The sequence below is a fragment of the Mesorhizobium sp. CA16 genome (genome assembly GCF_020165175.1).
Classification (GTDB): domain Bacteria; phylum Pseudomonadota; class Alphaproteobacteria; order Rhizobiales; family Rhizobiaceae; genus Mesorhizobium.
Genome location: NZ_JAIUHP010000024.1, coordinates 14332 through 32609, shown reverse-complemented (window position 1 = coordinate 32609; position 18278 = coordinate 14332). Strand labels below are relative to the sequence as shown.

20 protein-coding genes are annotated in these 18278 nt (G+C 64.5%); 15 read left to right on the top strand and 5 right to left on the bottom strand.

Features of this window, described 5'->3' with window-relative positions; all coding sequences use genetic code 11:
- Positions 1-3: 3 nt before the first annotated feature.
- Positions 4-900, bottom strand: coding sequence for a phosphate/phosphite/phosphonate ABC transporter substrate-binding protein (locus LB525_RS25600; protein ID WP_224548731.1), 897 nt, complete (start codon positions 898-900; stop codon positions 4-6).
- A gap of 175 nt (positions 901-1075) precedes the next feature.
- Here LB525_RS25600 and LB525_RS25595 point away from each other — a divergent pair, with 175 nt between their 5' ends.
- The 5 genes from LB525_RS25595 (at position 1076) to dnaA (ending at position 6871) form a co-directional block, all read left to right on the top strand.
- Positions 1076-2314, top strand: coding sequence for a phosphopentomutase (locus LB525_RS25595; RefSeq protein ID WP_224548729.1), 1239 nt, complete (start codon positions 1076-1078; stop codon positions 2312-2314).
- Complete coding sequence (gene mutM, locus LB525_RS25590) at positions 2307-3197, top strand: bifunctional DNA-formamidopyrimidine glycosylase/DNA-(apurinic or apyrimidinic site) lyase (protein WP_224548727.1); 891 nt, start codon at positions 2307-2309, stop codon at positions 3195-3197. The genes LB525_RS25595 and mutM overlap by 8 nt, the downstream gene beginning before the upstream one ends.
- Positions 3198-3243: 46 nt before the next feature.
- On the top strand, positions 3244-4017 hold the full coding sequence (locus LB525_RS25585; protein WP_224548721.1) for an enoyl-CoA hydratase: 774 nt from the start codon (positions 3244-3246) through the stop codon (positions 4015-4017).
- Between the two features lie 194 nt (positions 4018-4211).
- On the top strand, positions 4212-4478 hold the full coding sequence (gene rpsT, locus LB525_RS25580; RefSeq protein WP_095765940.1) for a 30S ribosomal protein S20: 267 nt from the start codon (positions 4212-4214) through the stop codon (positions 4476-4478).
- Between the two features lie 845 nt (positions 4479-5323).
- Positions 5324-6871, top strand: a complete 1548-nt coding sequence (dnaA, locus tag LB525_RS25575) for a chromosomal replication initiator protein DnaA (RefSeq protein WP_095765941.1) — start codon at positions 5324-5326, stop codon at positions 6869-6871.
- Here dnaA and LB525_RS25570 read toward each other — a convergent pair.
- Entirely contained in the window at positions 6855-7073 is a 219-nt protein-coding gene (locus LB525_RS25570; RefSeq protein WP_140629465.1) for a hypothetical protein, read from the bottom strand. The genes dnaA and LB525_RS25570 overlap by 17 nt on opposite strands.
- Between LB525_RS25570 and dnaN the strand changes: the two genes are divergently transcribed.
- From dnaN to LB525_RS25540, 6 genes are all read left to right on the top strand, one after another.
- Entirely contained in the window at positions 7072-8190 is a 1119-nt protein-coding gene (gene dnaN / locus LB525_RS25565; protein ID WP_095765942.1) for a DNA polymerase III subunit beta, read from the top strand. The two genes, LB525_RS25570 and dnaN, sit on opposite strands and share 2 nt — an antisense overlap.
- A gap of 140 nt (positions 8191-8330) precedes the next feature.
- The gene (gene recF, locus LB525_RS25560; protein WP_224548720.1) at positions 8331-9491 is read left to right on the top strand and encodes a DNA replication/repair protein RecF; all 1161 of its coding nucleotides are present in this window, start codon (positions 8331-8333) and stop codon (positions 9489-9491) included.
- Positions 9492-9583: 92 nt separating this feature from the next.
- Positions 9584-10339 carry a molybdopterin-synthase adenylyltransferase MoeB gene (locus LB525_RS25555; RefSeq protein ID WP_224548719.1) on the top strand — a complete coding sequence of 252 codons (756 nt, stop codon included), beginning with the start codon at positions 9584-9586 and terminating at the stop codon, positions 10337-10339.
- Between the two features lie 4 nt (positions 10340-10343).
- Positions 10344-10832, top strand: coding sequence for a GNAT family N-acetyltransferase (locus LB525_RS25550; protein ID WP_224548718.1), 489 nt, complete (start codon positions 10344-10346; stop codon positions 10830-10832).
- Entirely contained in the window at positions 10829-12082 is a 1254-nt protein-coding gene (locus LB525_RS25545; protein WP_224548717.1) for an aconitase X, read from the top strand. Before LB525_RS25550 ends, LB525_RS25545 begins: the two co-directional genes overlap by 4 nt.
- Positions 12079-12492 (top strand): aconitase X swivel domain-containing protein, encoded by a 414-nt coding sequence (locus tag LB525_RS25540; protein WP_224548716.1) that lies wholly within the window; start codon positions 12079-12081, stop codon positions 12490-12492. The genes LB525_RS25545 and LB525_RS25540 overlap by 4 nt, the downstream gene beginning before the upstream one ends.
- A gap of 7 nt (positions 12493-12499) precedes the next feature.
- Here LB525_RS25540 and LB525_RS25535 read toward each other — a convergent pair whose 3' ends face one another.
- Positions 12500-13501 (bottom strand): 2-hydroxyacid dehydrogenase, encoded by a 1002-nt coding sequence (locus tag LB525_RS25535; protein ID WP_095765949.1) that lies wholly within the window; start codon positions 13499-13501, stop codon positions 12500-12502.
- Between the two features lie 261 nt (positions 13502-13762).
- Here LB525_RS25535 and LB525_RS25530 point away from each other — a divergent pair, with 261 nt between their 5' ends.
- Positions 13763-14320 (top strand): SH3 domain-containing protein, encoded by a 558-nt coding sequence (locus LB525_RS25530; RefSeq protein ID WP_140722566.1) that lies wholly within the window; start codon positions 13763-13765, stop codon positions 14318-14320.
- Positions 14321-14460: 140 nt separating this feature from the next.
- On the opposite strand, the gene LB525_RS25525 is transcribed toward LB525_RS25530, so the two are convergent.
- Positions 14461-14844, bottom strand: coding sequence for a DUF4260 domain-containing protein (locus LB525_RS25525; protein WP_224548715.1), 384 nt, complete (start codon positions 14842-14844; stop codon positions 14461-14463).
- A 6-nt stretch (positions 14845-14850) separates the two neighbouring features.
- Positions 14851-15282: an iron response transcriptional regulator IrrA gene (irrA, locus tag LB525_RS25520; RefSeq protein WP_095766194.1), complete on the bottom strand. Its 432-nt coding sequence runs from the start codon at positions 15280-15282 to the stop codon at positions 14851-14853.
- Between the two features lie 248 nt (positions 15283-15530).
- Here irrA and fabA point away from each other — a divergent pair, with 248 nt between their 5' ends.
- The 3 genes from fabA (at position 15531) to fabI (ending at position 18225) form a co-directional block, all read left to right on the top strand.
- Positions 15531-16046: a 3-hydroxyacyl-[acyl-carrier-protein] dehydratase FabA gene (gene fabA, locus LB525_RS25515; protein WP_140845655.1), complete on the top strand. Its 516-nt coding sequence runs from the start codon at positions 15531-15533 to the stop codon at positions 16044-16046.
- Positions 16047-16161: 115 nt separating this feature from the next.
- A complete protein-coding gene (fabB, locus tag LB525_RS25510) occupies positions 16162-17382 on the top strand; it encodes a beta-ketoacyl-ACP synthase I (RefSeq protein ID WP_095765953.1) in 1221 nt (406 codons plus the stop codon).
- A 30-nt stretch (positions 17383-17412) separates the two neighbouring features.
- The gene (fabI, locus tag LB525_RS25505) at positions 17413-18225 is read left to right on the top strand and encodes an enoyl-ACP reductase FabI (RefSeq protein ID WP_224548708.1); all 813 of its coding nucleotides are present in this window, start codon (positions 17413-17415) and stop codon (positions 18223-18225) included.
- The last annotated feature ends 53 nt before the right edge of the window (positions 18226-18278 follow it).

The following is an 18278-nucleotide window of genomic DNA, read 5'->3' as shown; positions in this document are numbered from 1 at the left end:
CGGTCAGTCCCGGCCGTCGGACGCCTGCCGCACAATGGCCGTGGCCATAGCGTAGTCCTTGGACGCCGCCGGCACAAAGCCACCGGTATGCGCGGCCTCCAGCAGATCGTATATGTCGGGCGTCTGGGACTTGAGATTGGTCAGGAAGACCGTCAGCCGGCGCTTTGCCTCGGGATCGATATCGTTGCGGACGGCGTGCGGCCCGTAGCGCAAGAGGCCCGAGGTCCACAACACCCGAAGCGACGCCTCTGGGACGCCGGCAGCCTCCAGCCGCGCGACGGTGCCCCCGGAACGGGTGGATCGGCCGTCGGCATCGGCCGGTTCCCAGCCGAACAGGGCGTCCGCTTCGCCGCCGGCGAGCATCGTCTCGGCCGCAGTGGCTGAAGCGGCGCGCGCCAGGAAGGGCGAACCTCGGGTGATGTTGACGCCTTCGGCCGGCAGCGCCGCCAGCGGCAGCAGCGCGCCGCCGACATTTTCGGCCGGCGCTATCGCGATCCGGTGCGAAGCCATGGCGGCAAGGTCCGCAAGCCGGCCGTCGCGCGTCACCAGGATGGAATGGATGCCGACGGCGCCGTCGGTATCGACCGGCGCCACCAGCGGCTCGACGCAGCCGCAGCGCTCCGAGGCCGTGGCATAGGCGAGAGCGGAATAGATCGCATATTGCACGCGCCCGCTCGCTTGCGCCTCGATCAGCGCCGCGTAATCGCGCGCAACGACGAACTCGACCGTCATGCCGAGCGCATTGGCATAGGCGTCGGTCAGGCGCGCGAGCCCCGGGATGGTGTTGCCGCCGCCTGGTTCGGCAACGATGCCGATGCGGAACGTGCCGATGTCGCCACGCCAGTCGGCGTGTGCCGGCGAGGAGGCGGCACCTAAGGCCGCGAGAGCGGCCGCGCACATCTTCACGGCTTGCCTTGTCGCGGTTTTGCCGCGCCTTCCATACCTGCCACGCTCCCGCCCCGCATCCGCGCCTCGCCGCAACTATGGCGCCAAGCCGTTGCAGTTTGGTTTCCGATTTGCCAACGCCGCCGGGGAACCTTATGTCTGGCGATCAAGGCTGACAACAAAGATACCCATGGCGCGCGCGTTCCTGTTCGTTCTCGATTCTTTCGGCATCGGCGGCGCGGCCGACGCCGAACGCTATGGCGATGCCGGCGCCGACACGTTCAGGCATATTTTTCAGGCTTGCGCCGATGGTCGTGCAGATCGGCAACATTTGCGCAAAGGGCCGCTCGCCGTGCCCAACATGATGTCGCTCGGACTTGGCCGGGCGGCGCAAACCGCGACGGGACTGAAAACCGGTATCGACGCGCCGCCGGTCGCCTCGGCCTTTCATGGAGCCGCACAGGAAGTGTCGAGCGGCAAGGACACGCCCTCCGGCCACTGGGAGATTGCCGGCCTGCCGGTGCGTTTCGACTGGGGCTATTTCCCCGATACGGTGCCCGCCTTTCCGGCCGACCTGACCGACGCCATCATCCGCGAGTGCAAGCTGCCGGGTATCCTCGGCAACTGCCATGCACCCGGAACCGAGATCATCGAGCGGCTCGGCGAAGAGCATATCCGCACCGGCAAGCCGATCTGCTACACGTCGGTCGATTCCGTGCTGCAGATCGCCGCGCATGAGACGCATTTCGGCCTGGAGCGGCTTTATGAGCTTTGCCTCACGGTGCGTCGGCTGGTCGAGCCGCTCAAGATCGGTCGGGTGATCGCTCGGCCATTCGTGGGCGAGACGCCGGCCACGTTCCAGCGCACCCACAATCGCCGCGATTATGCGGTGCCGCCGCCGGAGCCGACCCTGCTCGACCGGCTGACCGGGCGCGGCAGCAGGGTCATCGCCGTCGGCAAGATCGGCGATATCTTCGCTCATCGCGGCATTTCGGAAGTGCGCAAGGCCGGCGGCAACATGGCAATGTTCGACAAGGCGCTCGGCGCGATGGACGATGCCGGCGACGGCGACCTGGTTTTCGCCAATTTTGTCGATTTCGATACCGAGTTCGGTCACCGGCGCGACGTCGCCGGCTATGCCGGAGCGCTCGAAGCGTTCGACCGCCGACTGCCGGAGGCGCTGTCGCGGATAAGGCCTGGCGACCTGCTCATCCTCACGGCCGATCATGGCAACGATCCGACCTGGCGCGGCACCGACCATACGCGCGAACGCATTCCGGTGATCGGTATCGGGCCGGGACTGACGGGCGGCGACATCGGGCTCAGGCCGACCTTCGCCGATATCGGCGAGACCGTCGCGGACCACCTCGGCCTGGCTGCCGGTCGCCACGGAACATCGTTCCTTGCGATGATCGGCGGCCATGCCTGAGCTGCCCGAAGTCGAGACCGTCCGGCGCGGTCTGCAGCCGGTCCTGGAAGGGGCGCGGCTCGTCGAGGTCAAGGCGCGCAGGGCCGACCTTCGCTTTCCTCTCCCCGAACGCTTTTCGGAACGGCTTGCCGGCAAGACCGTGACGGCGCTTGGCCGGCGCGCCAAATACCTGACGATGCATATCGAAAACGGTCCGGTTCTCATCTGCCATCTCGGCATGTCGGGGTCGTTCCGGATCGAAGCCGCGGAAAGCAGCGACGTCCCCGGTGCCTTCCACCACGACCGCTCGAAAAGCGCGGCGCACGACCATGTCGTGTTCGACGTCGTCTCTCCGAGTGACGAGCGCTCCCGCGTCATCTTCAACGATCCGCGCCGCTTCGGCTTCATGCTGTTTGCCGAAGGAGCGCCGGACACGCATCCGATGCTGGCGGGGCTCGGCATCGAGCCAACTGGCAACGCGCTCGACGGTCCCCTGCTCGCCTCGCTGTTGAAGGGTCGCAGATCGCCGCTCAAGGCAGCGCTGCTCGACCAGCGGCTGATCGCCGGGCTCGGCAATATATACGTGGCTGAGGCCTTGTGGCGCGCCGGCCTCTCGCCGCTGCGCGAAGCCGGCACCATCGCCGGGTCGGCCAAGAAGGCGAAAGAGCAAAGCGCGCGCCTTGCCGAAGCGATCCGCTCGGTCATCGCCGATGCGATCGCCGCCGGCGGCTCCTCGCTGCGCGACTATGTCCAGGCCGACGGATCGCTCGGCTATTTCCAGCATTCCTTCGCAGTCTACGATCGCGAGGGGGAACCATGCCCGAAGCCGGGCTGCCGCGGCCACATCGAGCGCATCGTGCAAAGCGGCCGCTCGACCTTCTATTGCCGGACCTGTCAGCGGTAAGCTAGGAACGTATCGATCGTCCCACTGCCGCGGAAGGAAGCGAACCATGGCCTATGAAACCGTTATCGTGGAAGCACGCGGCAAGGTCGGGCTGATCACGCTGAACCGGCCCAAGGCGCTCAATGCGCTGAATTCGCAGGTCCTTGCGGAGGTCGTGGCGGCCGCGCGCGCGTTCAATGCCGATCCCGAGATCGGCGCGATGGTGCTTACAGGGTCGGAGAAGGCATTTGCCGCCGGCGCCGACATCAAGGAAATGCAGGCGATGTCCTTCGCCGACGCCTACACGCAGGACTTCTTCGTCGGCTGGGAGGAATTCACGCGCACGCGCAAGCCCATCATCGCGGCGGTCGCCGGCTATGCGCTCGGCGGCGGCTGCGAATTGGCCATGATGTGCGACTTCATCATCGCCGGCGACAACGCCAAGTTCGGCCAGCCCGAAATCACGCTCGGCGTCATGCCGGGCATGGGCGGATCGCAGCGGCTGACCCGCTTCGTCGGCAAGTCGAAGGCGATGGACATGTGCCTGACCGGGCGGATGATGGATGCTGCCGAAGCCGAGCGCAGCGGACTGGTCTCGCGGGTGGTGCCGGTCGCCGAGCTCGCCGAGGAGGCGCTGAAGGCGGCGGCCAAGATCGCCGAGTTCTCGCTGCCGTCGGTGATGATGACCAAGGAGGCGGTCAACCGCGCCTACGAGACGACGCTCGCCGAAGGGCTGCGCTTCGAGCGCCGCCTGTTCCATTCGCTGTTCGCGCTCGACGATCAAAAGGAAGGCATGGCCGCGTTTGTGGAGAAGCGGAAGCCGAATTTCACCAACCGCTAGAGCATGATGCCGAATGACTGAAGGCGGGTCACGACGTGAAGCGCTTTCAGTCTCCAAAAAGACCGCCGAGTGGCGTTGACGCGCCGGAAAAGCTGAACTATAAGCCGCACCAACCGAGGCGGCCTGTGGCTGCCCGTTTGTTTTTTGCGCCCTGCGGCACCCGCTGGCGCCCACCAGATCGGAAGAGAGGCATCATGGCCAATACGTCTTCGGCCAAAAAGGCAACGCGCAAGATCGCCCGCCGCGCGGCGATCAACAAGAACCGTCGCTCGCGTGTCCGCACCTATGTGCGCCAGGTCGAAGAGGCGCTGGCCGCCGGCGACAAGGCCGCGGCGGTGGCAGCCTTCAAGGCGGCGGAGCCGGAATTGATGCGCGCCGCCACCAAGGGCGTCGTTCACAAGAACACGGCTTCCCGCAAGGTTTCGCGGCTGGCCCAGCGGGTCAAGACGCTGTCGGCCTGACCGACTTAATCCTTACTCCATCGATGTTGAACCCGGTCGCATAGACCGGGTTTTTTTCGTTTGCCGGCAAGTACTTAAAAAAATTGCTCGTGAGCAACGCTCGCGACGTGATTCCAACGCCAGTAATGTTTTGCCGGCATATTCAACGCCGCTGACAGCGGAACGCCCTCCCCGCGGCAACTGCCTAAATTTGCCTGGCAAAAAATCCGCAGTTTTTTCAGAGACTTACAGCCGGTCGTCCACAGCTTGTTCAGCTCAAGGTCGAGCGGCGGGGGAGAAGTAGCTGTCAAGACAATTATTTCAGAATATTTCGTTTCGGGCGGCCTTTTTCATATTCGCCGGAAAAGGGTTTGAATCACAATGGCTTTGTCAAAACGTGCCGGCGCAGCTCCCGATTTTGAGCCCCGTCCGGTAACCAGATTCGTTAAAAAACCGTTAGATGTGGCCTTGCCCTATCCACAGCGATTTCGGTAATGTCCATCCATCGAAGGGACGGGCTCTAGCCCCTGACCCAGCCTGAATCGGCCAGCACAAAATGGCGGAATTCATGACGTGGAGCAATTCCGCGTACGGCTTGGTTTGTCTCTTCGGTGCGGGTAGGGGACTGGCGTAATTGTACATGGCAGTCGATGTCTCGCCGGCGTTTTTCGCCGGAGGGTGAGGTATTGACTTGTCTTTGTCGGTGGCCGGCGTGCGGAGCCGGCAGCTGGTCCCTTGCGCGAGTTGCGACGATCATTGCCGGCGGCGGCAATGGCATCGCGGCTGAATGAGGGTCGCCGGACCAAGGATGCAGGAGGCGCATCCCCGGCGGAAAAAGGGTACGAGAAGACAAAGGGACTTTGATCATGCAGAGCGGCATTGAAAGGGAGATAGCGGGCGAGCTCCCATTTCCAGCAACTTTTGTCGGAGGGGGCGACGTGGCGGTATCCAGCGACGCGGAACAGAAGTTCGAACGGGTCAAGGCCCAGTTGAAGGCGCGTCTTGGAGCCGAGGTCTATTCGAGCTGGTTCGGTCGCATGAAGGTCGCCGAGGCTTCCCGCGGCGTCGTTCGCATTTCCGTGCCTACAGCCTTCCTGCGGTCCTGGATCAATGGCCACTATCTCGAGCTTATCGCCGAGCTGTGGCGGCATGAGGATGCGGACGTCCTCAAGATCGAGATCGTCGTGCGCACCGCGACGCGCCAGGGGCGCAATCCTGTCGAGCCCGAGATCGCGCCGGCGCGCAAGATGACCAAGCAGACGCATACCGCGCTTGCCAACGGCACCGCGAGCGCCGGACGTGTGGAGCAACGGGCGCCGGCGCCCCGCCAGGGCGTGTCAGCGGAACCGGAGTTTCGCCACAATGTGCTGGGGTCGCCGCTTGACCCGCGTTACACGTTCTCCTCCTTCATCGAAGGGCCGTCGAACAGGGTGGCCTTCGCAGCGGCCAGGGCGGTGGCGGAATCGCAGTCCAGCGCGGTACGTTTCAACCCGCTTTTCCTGCACGCGACCGTCGGGCTCGGCAAGACGCACCTCCTGCAAGCGATCGCCGCGGAATCGCTGCGGCAAAACCCGAAGTCGCGCGTCGTCTACCTGACGGCGGAATATTTCATGTGGCGCTTCGCCACCGCGATCCGCGACAACAACGCGCTGACGCTGAAGGAGCAGCTGCGCGATATCGATCTCTTGATCATCGACGACATGCAGTTCTTGCAGGGCAAGTCGATCCAGCACGAATTCTGCCATCTCATCAACATGCTGCTCGACAGCGCCAAGCAGGTGGTGGTCGCGGCCGACCGGCCGCCCTCGGAACTGGAATCGCTGGAGCCGCGCGTGCGTTCGCGCCTCAATGGCGGCGTGGCGCTGGAGATGTCGGCGCCGGATTTCGCCATGCGGCTCGGCATGCTGAAACTGCGCCGCGCCAGCACCAAGACCGATGACACCTCGCTCGACATCTCGGACGAGATCCTGGAGCATGTCGCGCGCACGGTGACCGGCAGCGGGCGCGAGCTCGAAGGCGCCTTCAACCAGCTTCTGTTCCGCCAGTCCTTCGAGCCGCAGATCACTATCGACCGCATCGACGAGATCCTCGGCCACATCTACCGCTCCGGCGAGCCGAAGCGGGTGCGCATCGAGGACATCCAGCGCATCGTGGCGCGCCACTACAACGTGTCGAAGACCGAGCTTCTGTCCAATCGGCGCACGCGCACGATCGTCAAGCCGCGGCAAGTTGCGATGTATCTGTCGAAAGTGATGACACCGCGCTCATTGCCGGAGATCGGGAGGCGGTTCGGCGGCCGCGACCACACGACCGTGCTGCATGCCGTGCGCAAGATCGAGGACCTTTCGGGCGGGGACAACACGCTGGCGCAGGAACTGGAACTGCTCAGAAGGCTGATCAACGACCAGGCCTGAAGGGGCGCAGAAATAACCGGCGGCACGCTTCGCCGGCTTTATCCCCAGAAAGCCCGCGCCGCCGGCCGGAACCGGTGCCGCGGGCTTGCGTTTGCAGGCTTTTTACTGTCAGCTTACACAGATTCTGAAAGCCTTTCAGAGCTTTCACGGGATGCCGCCTGCCGGTGACCTGTTCATTCTTGAAGCGAGCCTGTTTCGTCATGCGTGTTATCCTGGAACGGTCAAATCTCTTGAAGTCCCTCAACCACGTCCACCGCGTGGTCGAGCGGCGCAACACCATACCGATCCTGTCCAATGTGCTGCTTAGCGCCGAGGGCGCCAGCCTCGAGATGAAGGCGACCGACCTCGACCTCGAGGTGACGGAGGCGACGCCCGCCAAAGTCGAGCGCGGCGGCGCGACGACGGTGCCGGCGCATCTGCTCTACGACATCGTGCGCAAGCTTTCCGACGGCGCGGAGGTGATGCTGAAGACGGACGAGGACGGCAATGCGATGACCGTCACCTCCGGCCGTTCGAGCTTCCGCCTGCAGTGCCTGCCGCAATCCGACTTCCCGGAGCTTTCGGCCGGCTCGTTCTCGCATATCTTCCGGCTGGAATCGGCGGCGCTCAAAGGGCTGATCGACAAGACGCAATTCGCCATCTCCACCGAAGAGACGCGCTATTATCTCAACGGCATCTTCCTGCACACGCATGAGGTCGGCGGCAAATTGAAGCTGCGCTCGGTGGCGACCGACGGGCATCGCCTGGCGCGGGCCGAGATCGACGCGCCGGCAGGCTCCGAAGGCATGCCCGGCATCATCATTCCGCGCAAGACGGTGAGCGAACTGCAGAAGCTGGTCGACGATCCCGACGTGGCGGTGACCACGGAGCTGTCGGACACCAAGATCCGCTTCACCATCGGCAGCGTCGTTTTGACCTCGAAGCTGATCGACGGCACCTTCCCCGACTATCAGCGTGTCATCCCGACCGGCAACGACAAGAAGCTGATCATCGACCGCCAGAGCTTCGCCGCGGCAGTAGATCGCGTTTCGACCATTTCCTCCGAACGCGGCCGGGCGGTGAAGCTTTCGATCAATGACGGCCAGGTGACGCTCGCGGTCAACAATCCGGATTCGGGCAGCGCCACCGAGGAGCTGGCGGCCGACTATTCTTCGGACCCGATCGAGATCGGCTTCAACGCCAAATATCTGCTCGACGTCGCGGCCCAGCTCACCGGCACGGAGGCGAAATTCATGCTGGCCGATGCCGGCTCGCCGACGCTGATCCACGACATGGCCGACGAGACCGCGCTCTACGTGCTGATGCCGATGCGGGTCTAGGCTCAGTCACCTTGACGCAATTCCGGACGGAAAACCGCTGTGCACTTTTCCCGGAATTGCGCCTTTGTCTTTCGCAATTCCGGACGGAAAACCGCTGTGCACTTTTCCTGGAATTGCTCTGACGGACCTGATGTGTCGCCGTGAACTCGGATGCGAAACAGCTTCGGCAGCAGAGCTATGTAAGTAAGCTTATACTTACGAATTTTCGCAATTACGCGACGCTGTCGCTCGAGCTCGCGCCCGGCGCGGTGGTGCTGTCAGGCGACAATGGCGCCGGCAAGACCAATCTCTTGGAAGCGATCTCGTTCCTGACGCCCGGCCGCGGCCTGCGCCGCGCCCCCTATGCGGATGTCGCGCGCGAAGGCGGCGATGGCGGCTTCGCCTTGCATGCGCGCATTGAGGGGCCGGGAGGCCAGGTCGAGATCGGCACCGGAATTTCCGGCGGAGACGCCGCCGGCGAAGGCGGCAGGAAGGTGCGGATCAACGGCGCGCCGGCGCGATCGGCCGAGGATATGCTGGAATGGCTGCGGGTCGTGTGGCTGACGCCGGCGATGGACGGGCTGTTTCCAGGGCCGGCGGCCGACCGCCGCCGCTTCCTCGACCGGCTGGTGCTGGCGATTGACCCTGGCCATGGCCAGCGCGCGCTTGACTATGAGAAAGCCATGCGCGGCCGTAACCGATTGCTTACCGAAGGCTCGCGGGACGGCGCCTGGTTCGACGCGATCGAGACGCAGATGGCCGAGACCGGGGTGGCGATCGCCGCGGCGCGGGCCGAGCTGGTAAGGCTGCTTGCCGCCATGATCGACAGATTGCCGGGCAGCGGACCGTTTCCGCAGGCTGACATCAGCCTTGCCGGCGACCTGGAGAGCGAGGTTGCCGTCGCGCCGGCCGTCGATGTCGAGGAGCGCTTCCGCCGCGCGCTTGCCAATGGCCGCGAGCGCGATCGCGCCGCCGGCCGCACGCTGGACGGCCCGCATCGTTCCGATCTCGTGGTGCGGCACCGGCCGAAGTCGATGCCGGCCGAGCTTTGTTCGACCGGCGAGCAGAAGGCGCTGCTGGTCGGCATCGTGCTGTCGCATGCCAGGCTGACCGGCGAGATGTCGGGCCTGACGCCGATCCTTCTGCTGGACGAGATCGCCGCGCATCTGGACGCAGGCCGGCGCGCGGCGCTGTTCTCCATCCTGGAAGAGCTGAACTGCCAGGCCTTCATGACCGGCACCGATGCCGCCTTGTTCTCCAGCCTTGCCGGCCGGGCGCAGTTCCTGACCGTCGATCACGGCAGCGTCGAGCCGACCGGCTGACCTTTTGAAGTGAGTTCTGCACCTGCGTATACGCGACAAGGCCGCGCCTTGCGCTTACTGACAAGGCCTCGCCACGGCGATATGGTCCAGCCATGACCGATGCCGCCCTCACCGACGAAGAGCTCGAACGCTATGCCCGCCACATCGTGCTGCCGGAGATCGGCGGGCCGGGCCAGCAGAAGCTGAAACGGGCGCGGGTGCTGGTGATCGGCGCCGGCGGGCTCGGCGCGCCGGTGCTCGAATATCTTGCCGCCGCCGGCGTCGGCACGCTCGGCATCGTCGATGACGACACCGTCTCCTTGTCCAACCTGCAACGGCAGGTGATCCATGGCAGCGACAGGGTCGGCATAGCCAAGACCGACAGCGCACGGGAAGCGATCATGCGCATCAACCCCAACGTCACAGTGGAATCGCATCGCCTGAGGTTGACGGAGGAGAATGCCCCTGCCCTCGTCGCCGGCTACGATATCGTCGTCGACGGCTCCGATAATTTCGAAACGCGCTACGCGGTCGCCGATGCCTGCGCGGGCGAGAAGAAACCCCTCGTCACGGCGGCCGTCGGGCGCTTCGACGGCTCGGTGACGGTGCTGAAGCCGTTCGAGGCTGGCGCCGACGGCAAGCGCAATCCCAGTTACCGCGACCTGTTTCCGGAAGCCCCGCCCGACGGGCTGGTGCCGTCCTGTGCCGTCGCCGGCATCGTCGGCGCGCTGACGGGCGTCATCGGCACGCTGGAGGCGATGGAGGCGATCAAGCTGATCGCCGGCATAGGCGAGCCGCTGATCGGCCGGCTGCTGCTCTATGACGGGCTCACGGCCCGCTTCGACACCATCCGCTACAAGGCCGTCTGAGCGCATGGACCAGAACGTCGGCATCTCCATAACCGGCCTTCCAGCGGATTTCGATCGGTGGGACGACCTGCTCGCGCTGATCCGGCGCGCCTTCGCCTATATGGACGGGGTGATCGATCCGCCGTCATCGGCGCATCTTTTAACCTCCGAGGCGCTTGCCGCGAAGGCGAAGCGGGAGACGGGGTTTCTGGCCGTCGAGAACGGCCGCATCGTCGGCTGCGTCTTCGCTCTGGAACGGTCGCGGGATTTCTACGTTGGCAAGCTCGCGGTCGAGCCAAGGCTGCAGGGCCAAGGGGTCGGAACCCGGCTGATGCGGGCGGTCGAGGATCTCGCCCGCAAGCGCGGCATGGACGCCATCGAGCTTCAGACCCGTATCGAACTGACCGCAAACCATGCAGCCTTCACCCAGCTCGGCTTCCGCGAGACCGAGCGCACGGCGCATGCGGGCTATGACAGGCCGACCTCCATCACCATGCGCAAGGTGCTGTCTTGAGCCTGGTCCTCAGCCCGGAAGAACGGGCGATCGCCGCTGGCCGGGACGGCGCGGGCATGGCGATGCGCATCGTTGCCGAAAGCGCCCGGCTGCTCGGCGCGCCTCGGCTCATCCCGATCGCCTCCACCCATATCGACGGCGCGCTTTACCACGGCGATTCCGGCACGTTATTTGCCGAGCGGCTGGTCGAAGGTGGTGCGAAGGTCGCGGTGCGCTCGACGCTCAATGTCGGGGCGCTCGACCTGATGGGTTGCTCGCGCATCCGCCTCGAGGAGCCGCAGCGCGGCATGGCACGGCGGATGATGGAGGCCTATCGCAAGCTGGGCTGCGAGCAGAGCTGGACCTGCGCCCCCTACCAGGCCGGACACAGGCCCGCGCTCGGCAGCGACGTCGCCTGGGGGGAGTCCAACGCGGTCGTCTTCTGCAATTCGGTACTGGGCGCGCGCACCAACCGCTATGGCGATTTCCTGGACATTGCCTGCGCCATCACTGCCAGAGCGCCTGACTACGGCCTGCATCGGACGGAGAACCGCCGAGCGCGGCTCATTTTCGATGTCTCGGGCCTGTCGCCGTCCTTCCTTGCCTCGGAGATCGCCTGGCCGGTGCTGGGCAGCCTCTATGGCCGCGAGGTGGGCAACGCCATCGCCATCGTTACCGGCGTGACAGATAATCCCGGCGAAGACGCGCTGAAAGCCTTCGGCGCGGCGGCCGCATCGTCCGGCGCGGTCGGCCTGTTCCACATTGCCGGCGTGACGCCCGAGGCTCCAGACGCCGAAGCCATTCTGGCCGGGCCAGAGCCGGACGCGGTGATCCGCGTGACGCCCGCCATGGTGGCGACGGCCCGTGCCGGCCTGTCGACCGCGGCCGCGACCAAGACCATCGATGCGGTGGCGATCGGCAGCCCGCATCTGTCGCACGCGGAGTTCGACTACCTGGAGCGGCTGATCGCCGGACGGCGGCTCGCGGTGCCGATCTACGCCTGCACCGGCCGCCATGCGCTTGCCCTGCTGGAGCAGAACGGCCGGCGGAAGCGGCTTGAAGCCAGCGGCGTCATTGTCGTCGCCGACACCTGCGTGATGGTGACGCCGATCATGCCGGACCTTGCCGGCGGCGTTTTGATGACCAATTCGGGCAAGTTCGCGCATTACGCGCCGGGCAACACCGGCTATGCGGTGCTCTACGCCTCGCTCGGCGACTGCGTCGAAAGCGCGGTCCTCGGCAAGCCGGTCTTCACGGATATCGCGGCATGAGCGCGAGGGCCGAAATCCTGGTGCCGGGCAAGGCGGGCGAAGGCGACGCGCTGGTGCTGACGGCGCCGATCAGCTTCTGGGGCGGCGTCGACCTCAGGACCGGGCGTATCGCCGACGTTCGCCACCCGCAGCATGGCGAAGTCATCGCCGGCCGGGTTCTGTTCCTGCCGGGCACGATCGGCTCGTCATCCGGTTCGGCGGTGCTGATGGAGCTCGTCCACAACGGCCGCGCACCGGCCGCCCTGGTGCTGCACGAGCCGGACGCCATCCTGCTGCTCGGCCTGATCGTAGCCCGGGAAATGGGCTGGGAAACGCCGATGGCGGTGAGGCTCGAACGCGGCGCGTTCGACAGCTACCGCGGAGCCGCCGTCACGGTCGCTTCGGACGGCGCAGTAACCGCCGCCGTCTAAAGCTTTTTCAGGTCCTGAGCGGCAGGACACGATCCGGCGGACGGTGGCCGTCGAAGAAGGCGCGGATGTTGATGATCACCTTCTCGCCCATGTCGATGCGGCCCTCGAGCGTGGCCGAGCCCATATGCGGCAACAGCACCACCTTGCCCTTGGCGGCGAGCTTCAACAGCTTGCTGTTCAGCGCCGGCTCATGTTCGTAGACGTCGAGGCCGGCGCCGGCGATCTTGCCGTCATGGATGAGCTTGATCAGCGATTCCTCGTCGATGATATCGCCGCGCGCGGTGTTGACGAGGTAGGCCGAAGGCTGCATCAGCGCGAGCCGACGGCCGGACAAAAGGTGGAACGTCGCCGGCGTCGAGGGGCAGTTGACCGAGATGATGTCCATGCGGGCCAGCATCTGGTCGAGGCTTTCCCAGTAGGTCGCCTCCAGTTCTTCCTCGACCGCCGGCAGCACGCGGTGCCGGTTGTGATAGTGAATCGATAGGCCGAAGGCCTTGGCCCGCCTGGCGACCGCCGTGCCGATGCGGCCCATGCCGACGATGCCGAGACGTTTGCCCCAGATGCGCCGGCCGAGCATCCAGGTCGGCGACCAGCCGGCCCATTTCTTCTCGCCCGTCAGCACATTGGCGCCTTCGGCGAGCCTGCGCGGCACGGCGAGCATCAGCGCCATGGTCATGTCGGCGGTGTCTTCGGTGAGCACGTTCGGCGTGTTGGTGACGGTGATGCCTTTCTTGGCGGCCGCCGCGACGTCGATCTTGTCGACGCCGTTGCCGAAATTCGCGATCAGCTTGAGGTTCTCGCCGGCCTGGGCGATCAGCGCGGCATCGATATGGTCGGTGATGGTGGGGACCAGCACATCGGCTTCCTTGACGGCTGCGACCAGCTCCGGCTGCGTCATCGGCCGGTCCTCGACATTCAGCCTTGCGTCGAACAGCTCGCGCATGCGCGTTTCGACCGGATCGGGCAGCTTGCGCGTGATGACGACGAGGGGCCGTTTTTTGCCTGCCATTTTATCCCCGAAGCTTCTTCGATCAGGATGACGTTTCGTCGAATCGTCATCCTCTTTGTAGGAGCATGATCTTTTCCGAAAACCGGTTCCCACTTTTCGGGATCATGCTCTCGAAACCGATCTCGTTGAGACCTCTTTAACCAAGACCGGCGAAACTTGCAGCCAGTCGCGGCATCAGTCCACTCCTGTAACAAGCGGTGCCGCCGAAGACAAAGAAAAAGGGGCGCTCATCCGCACGGACCGGCGCCGAAAGGAACGAAAGTGTCTGGTTTCGCGTCGCTTCGCCTGGCCTTCAGTGCAGCCATTCTTGGCGCCCTGCTTTGCGCGCCGCAGGCATTCGCGCAAAGCGCGGCCGCGCCGGCGCAAACCATAACGCTTGGCCCGAGCGGGCTGCCGCTGCCGCGTTTCGTCAGCCTCAAGCCGGCCCGGGTCAACTCGCGCGTCGGCCCCGGCGCCAATTATTCCGTCAACTGGATGTATCTGAAGGCCGGCCTGCCGATGGAAGTCATCCAGGAATTCGACACATGGCGCCGCGTGCGCGATGCCGACGGCTCGGAAGGCTGGATCAACCAGTCGCTGCTCTCCGGCCGCCGCACCGCGATCGTTGCGCCCTGGCAGCGTGGCAAGGGCGGGCGAATCAACCTGCTCGACGAGCCCGACAAGGATGCAGGTGTCGTCGCCATCATCGAGCCGGGCGTGATCGGCTCGATCAAGAAATGCGACGGTCAATGGTGCGAGATGACCTTCGACGGCCACACCGGCTGGATGGCGCAGTCGCAGGTGTGGGGCGCCTATCCCGGCGAGAAGGTCAAGAACTAGGCTGTGTCGATATTCAGGTGAGGCCGGTCTGCGAATGCCGGCTTTCTGCGCTTCCGGTGCTCACGTACTTTAAGTACGCTCCGCTCCGGTTCTCGAAAACCGCCATTCTCGACTTGGCCTGACCTGAATCTCAACACAGCCTAACTGGACACACCGTCCTGCTGGCGGCCGATGCGGCCGAGATGCGTATCCTGAAAACCGGTGGGCAGCTTGAGGCCGTAGCCGAGGGCACGGTCGATGGCGATGTGCGCGATCCATATCAGCGCCACGGCGGTCGTGATCGGGCCGGCGAGCAACGCGCCCGCAAGCAGAAGCACGAGCGGGGCAATCAGGATATGCAAGGCGTTGTAGGTGACGGCGCCGGCGCTTGGCCCGGCGAGATAGCCCAGCATCGACAGGTCCGGCGCAAGGATGAGCAGCGCAAACAGCCACCAGGAAAAGCCGGAGATTGCATAGCAAATGATAGCCAACGCGGCGACGGTGATCCATTCAAACCGGACAATCAAATCGACGGGCCGCGTCACCACGGATCAGTTGCCGCGCTTCGGGCGAAGCCTCACGACGATGTCGACATTGGCGATCTCCATGCCTTCCGGAGGCGCCGGCAGGTTGGAGACGGTCACCGGTCCGCTTTCGATATCGAAAATCCGGTTCTCGCCCTCGACGTAGAAGTGATGGTGGTCGGAGGTGTTGGTGTCGAAATAGGTTTTCGAACCTTCGACCGCCAGGATGCGCAGCAGTCCGGCCTGGGTGAACTGGTGGAGCGCGTTATAGACCGTCGCCAGCGAAACCGGCACGCCGGCGGCGATCGCCTCTTCGTGCAGTTCCTCGGCCGAAAGGTGGCGGTCGCCCTTGGCGAAAAGCAGGTCGGCCAGCGCAATGCGCTGGCGCGTCGGCCTCAGGCCGGCTTCGCGAACCCGCTTGTCCACAGCGACATTTTCCTTCCTGTAGCCCGAATCCATCTCTTCGCGTCGAAGCTTTGCTGCCCAGCCCACCAACAGGTCCAGAATGGCAAAAAGACGTCAAAAGCCAAAACCGGACATCAGCCGACATATATTCTGTAGTCCGAATGCGATCAATAGCGCGCATTGACCCGGGCAGGCGCACGGGTTAAGCGCAAACGCCGGTTTCCGGCCGCAAACAGAGTGTGTTAGGAAACCAACGAGAAGGGCGCCCTGCCGCCCGCGAAGAACACGGGGACAGAAATTTGATGGCGGATCAAAAGTCCAGCTACGATTACGAGGAACTGCTTGCCTGCGCCCGCGGCGAGCTGTTCGGTCCGGGCAATGCCCAGCTGCCCTACCCGCCGATGCTGATGTTCGACCGCATCACCGAGATCAGCGAGACCGGCGGCGCTTTCGACAAGGGCTTCATCCGCGCCGAGTTCGACATCAAGCCGGACCTGTGGTTCTTCGCCTGCCACTTCATCGGCAACCCGATCATGCCCGGCTGCCTCGGCCTCGACGCCATGTGGCAGTTGACCGGCTTCTATCTCGGCTGGCTGGGCGAACCGGGCAAAGGCATGGCGCTTTCGACCGGCGAGGTGAAGTTCAAGGGCATGGTGACGCCGTCGGTGAAGAAGGTCGAATACGGCATCGACTTCAAGCGCGTGATGCGCGGCCGCCTGGTCCTCGGCATCGCCGATGGGTGGCTCAAGGCGGATGGCGAACCCATATATGCGGCTACGGATCTGAAGGTCGGCCTGTCCAAGCAGCCGGCCGCCTGACCGTTTTCCGCCACGGCGCCCGCGTAGCCAACGGATGCCACGTCAGTTTGTTTGCGTATGATCAAGGGCGAAGCCGGCTAGGTCTTTCGCCCGAATACGCGGGAAGGAGTTGCGAATGAGACGGGTCGTAGTGACAGGGCTCGGCATTGTGTCGTCGATCGGCAACAATGCCAATGAGGTGCAGAGCTCGCTTTACGATGCCAAATCAGGCATCAGCTTTTCCAATTCCTTCGCCGAACACGGCTTCCGCTGCCAGGTCTGGGGCGCGCCGACGCTCGATCCCACCCCGATGATCGACCGCCGCGCCATGCGCTTCCTGAGCCAAGGCGCTGCCTGGAACCACGTCGCCATGGACCAGGCGATCGCCGATGCCGGCTTAAGCGAAGGCGATATCACCAATGAGCGGACCGGCATCGTGATGGGTTCCGGCGGGCCCTCGACCCGCACCATCGTCGAAGCGGCCGAAACCACGATCAAGAACAACAGCCCCAAGCGTATCGGCCCGTTCGCCGTGCCGAAAGCCATGTCGTCGACGGCGTCGGCCACCTTGGCCACATGGTTCAAGATCCACGGCGTCAATTATTCGATCTCGTCGGCCTGCTCGACCTCCGCGCATTGCATAGGCAATGCCTATGAGCTCATCCAGTGGGGCAAGCAGGACGTGATGTTTGCCGGCGGCCACGAGGATCTCGACTGGACCATGTCTGACCTGTTCGACGCTATGGGCGCCATGTCGTCGAAGTTCAACGACAATGCGTCGGCCGCTTCGCGCGCCTATGACGTCAACCGCGACGGTTTCGTCATCGCCGGCGGCGCCGGCGTGCTGGTGCTGGAGGAACTGGAGCACGCCAAAGCGCGCGGCGCCAAAATCTACGCCGAGGTCGTCGGCTACGGCGCGACTTCCGACGGCTACGACATGGTCGCACCTTCGGGGGAAGGCGCGATCCGCTGCATGCGTCAGGCACTTGCCACGGTGTCTTCGCCGGTTGACTACATCAACACCCACGGCACCTCGACGCCGGTCGGCGATTCCAAGGAAATGGGCGCCATCCGCGAGGTGTTCGGCGACAAGATGCCTTACATCACCTCGACCAAATCGCTCACCGGCCATTCGCTGGGCGCGGCCGGCGTGCAGGAATCGATCTATTCGATCCTGATGATGCAGGGCGGTTTCATCGGCGAGAGCGCCCATATCGAGGAGCTCGATCCGGAATTCGAGGGCATGCCGATCGTGCGCAAGCGTATCGACGACGCCAGGATCGACACCGTCCTGTCCAACTCCTTCGGTTTCGGCGGCACCAACGCAACGCTGATTTTCCAGCGCTATTCCGCATAAGACCAGCGTTTTTCATAAGGATTGCCAGGCATGGAAGGGTTGATGAAGGGCAAGCGCGGGCTTGTCATGGGCGTTGCCAACGACCATTCGATTGCCTGGGGCATCGCCAAGAAGCTGTCGGAACACGGGGCCGAGCTCGCTTTCACCTATCAGGGCGACGCCTTCGGGCGGCGGGTCAAGCCGCTGGCCGAGAAAGTGGGAGCCTCGCTGATCGTGCCTTGCGATGTTGAGGACAGCGCCTCGGTCAGCGCGACCTTCGAGACCCTCGACAAGGCCTGGGGCGGGCTGGATTTCGTGGTGCACGCCATCGGCTTTTCCGACAAGAACGAGCTGAAGGGCCTTTATGCCGACACCAGCCGCGACAACTTCGTGCGCACCATGGTGATCTCCTGCTATTCCTTCACCGAGATCGCCCGCAACGCCGCCGCGTTGATGGGCAATGGCGGCTCGATGATCACGCTCACCTATGCCGGCTCGGTCAGGGTGATGCCGAACTACAACGTCATGGGCGTCGCCAAAGCCGGGCTGGAAGCCAGCGTGCGCTACCTGGCCAACGACTACGGCCCGCGCGGCATCAGGGTGAACGGCATCTCGGCCGGGCCGGTGCGGACGCTGGCCGGCTCCGGCGTGTCCGATGCCCGCCACATGTTCTCCTACCAGCAGCGCAACTCGCCTTTGCGGCGCACCGTGACCATCGACGAAGTCGGCGGCTCGGCGCTTTACCTGCTTTCCGATCTGTCGTCGGGCGTCACCGGTGAAATCCACTATGTCGATTCCGGCTATCATATCGTTTCGATGCCGGCACTGGAGGAATTGAAGCAGAACGACGGCACGCGGGAATAGTTCGCGGCGGCGACAGTTGCGCTCCAGTAAAATTGGATGCATCGGCGGAAACT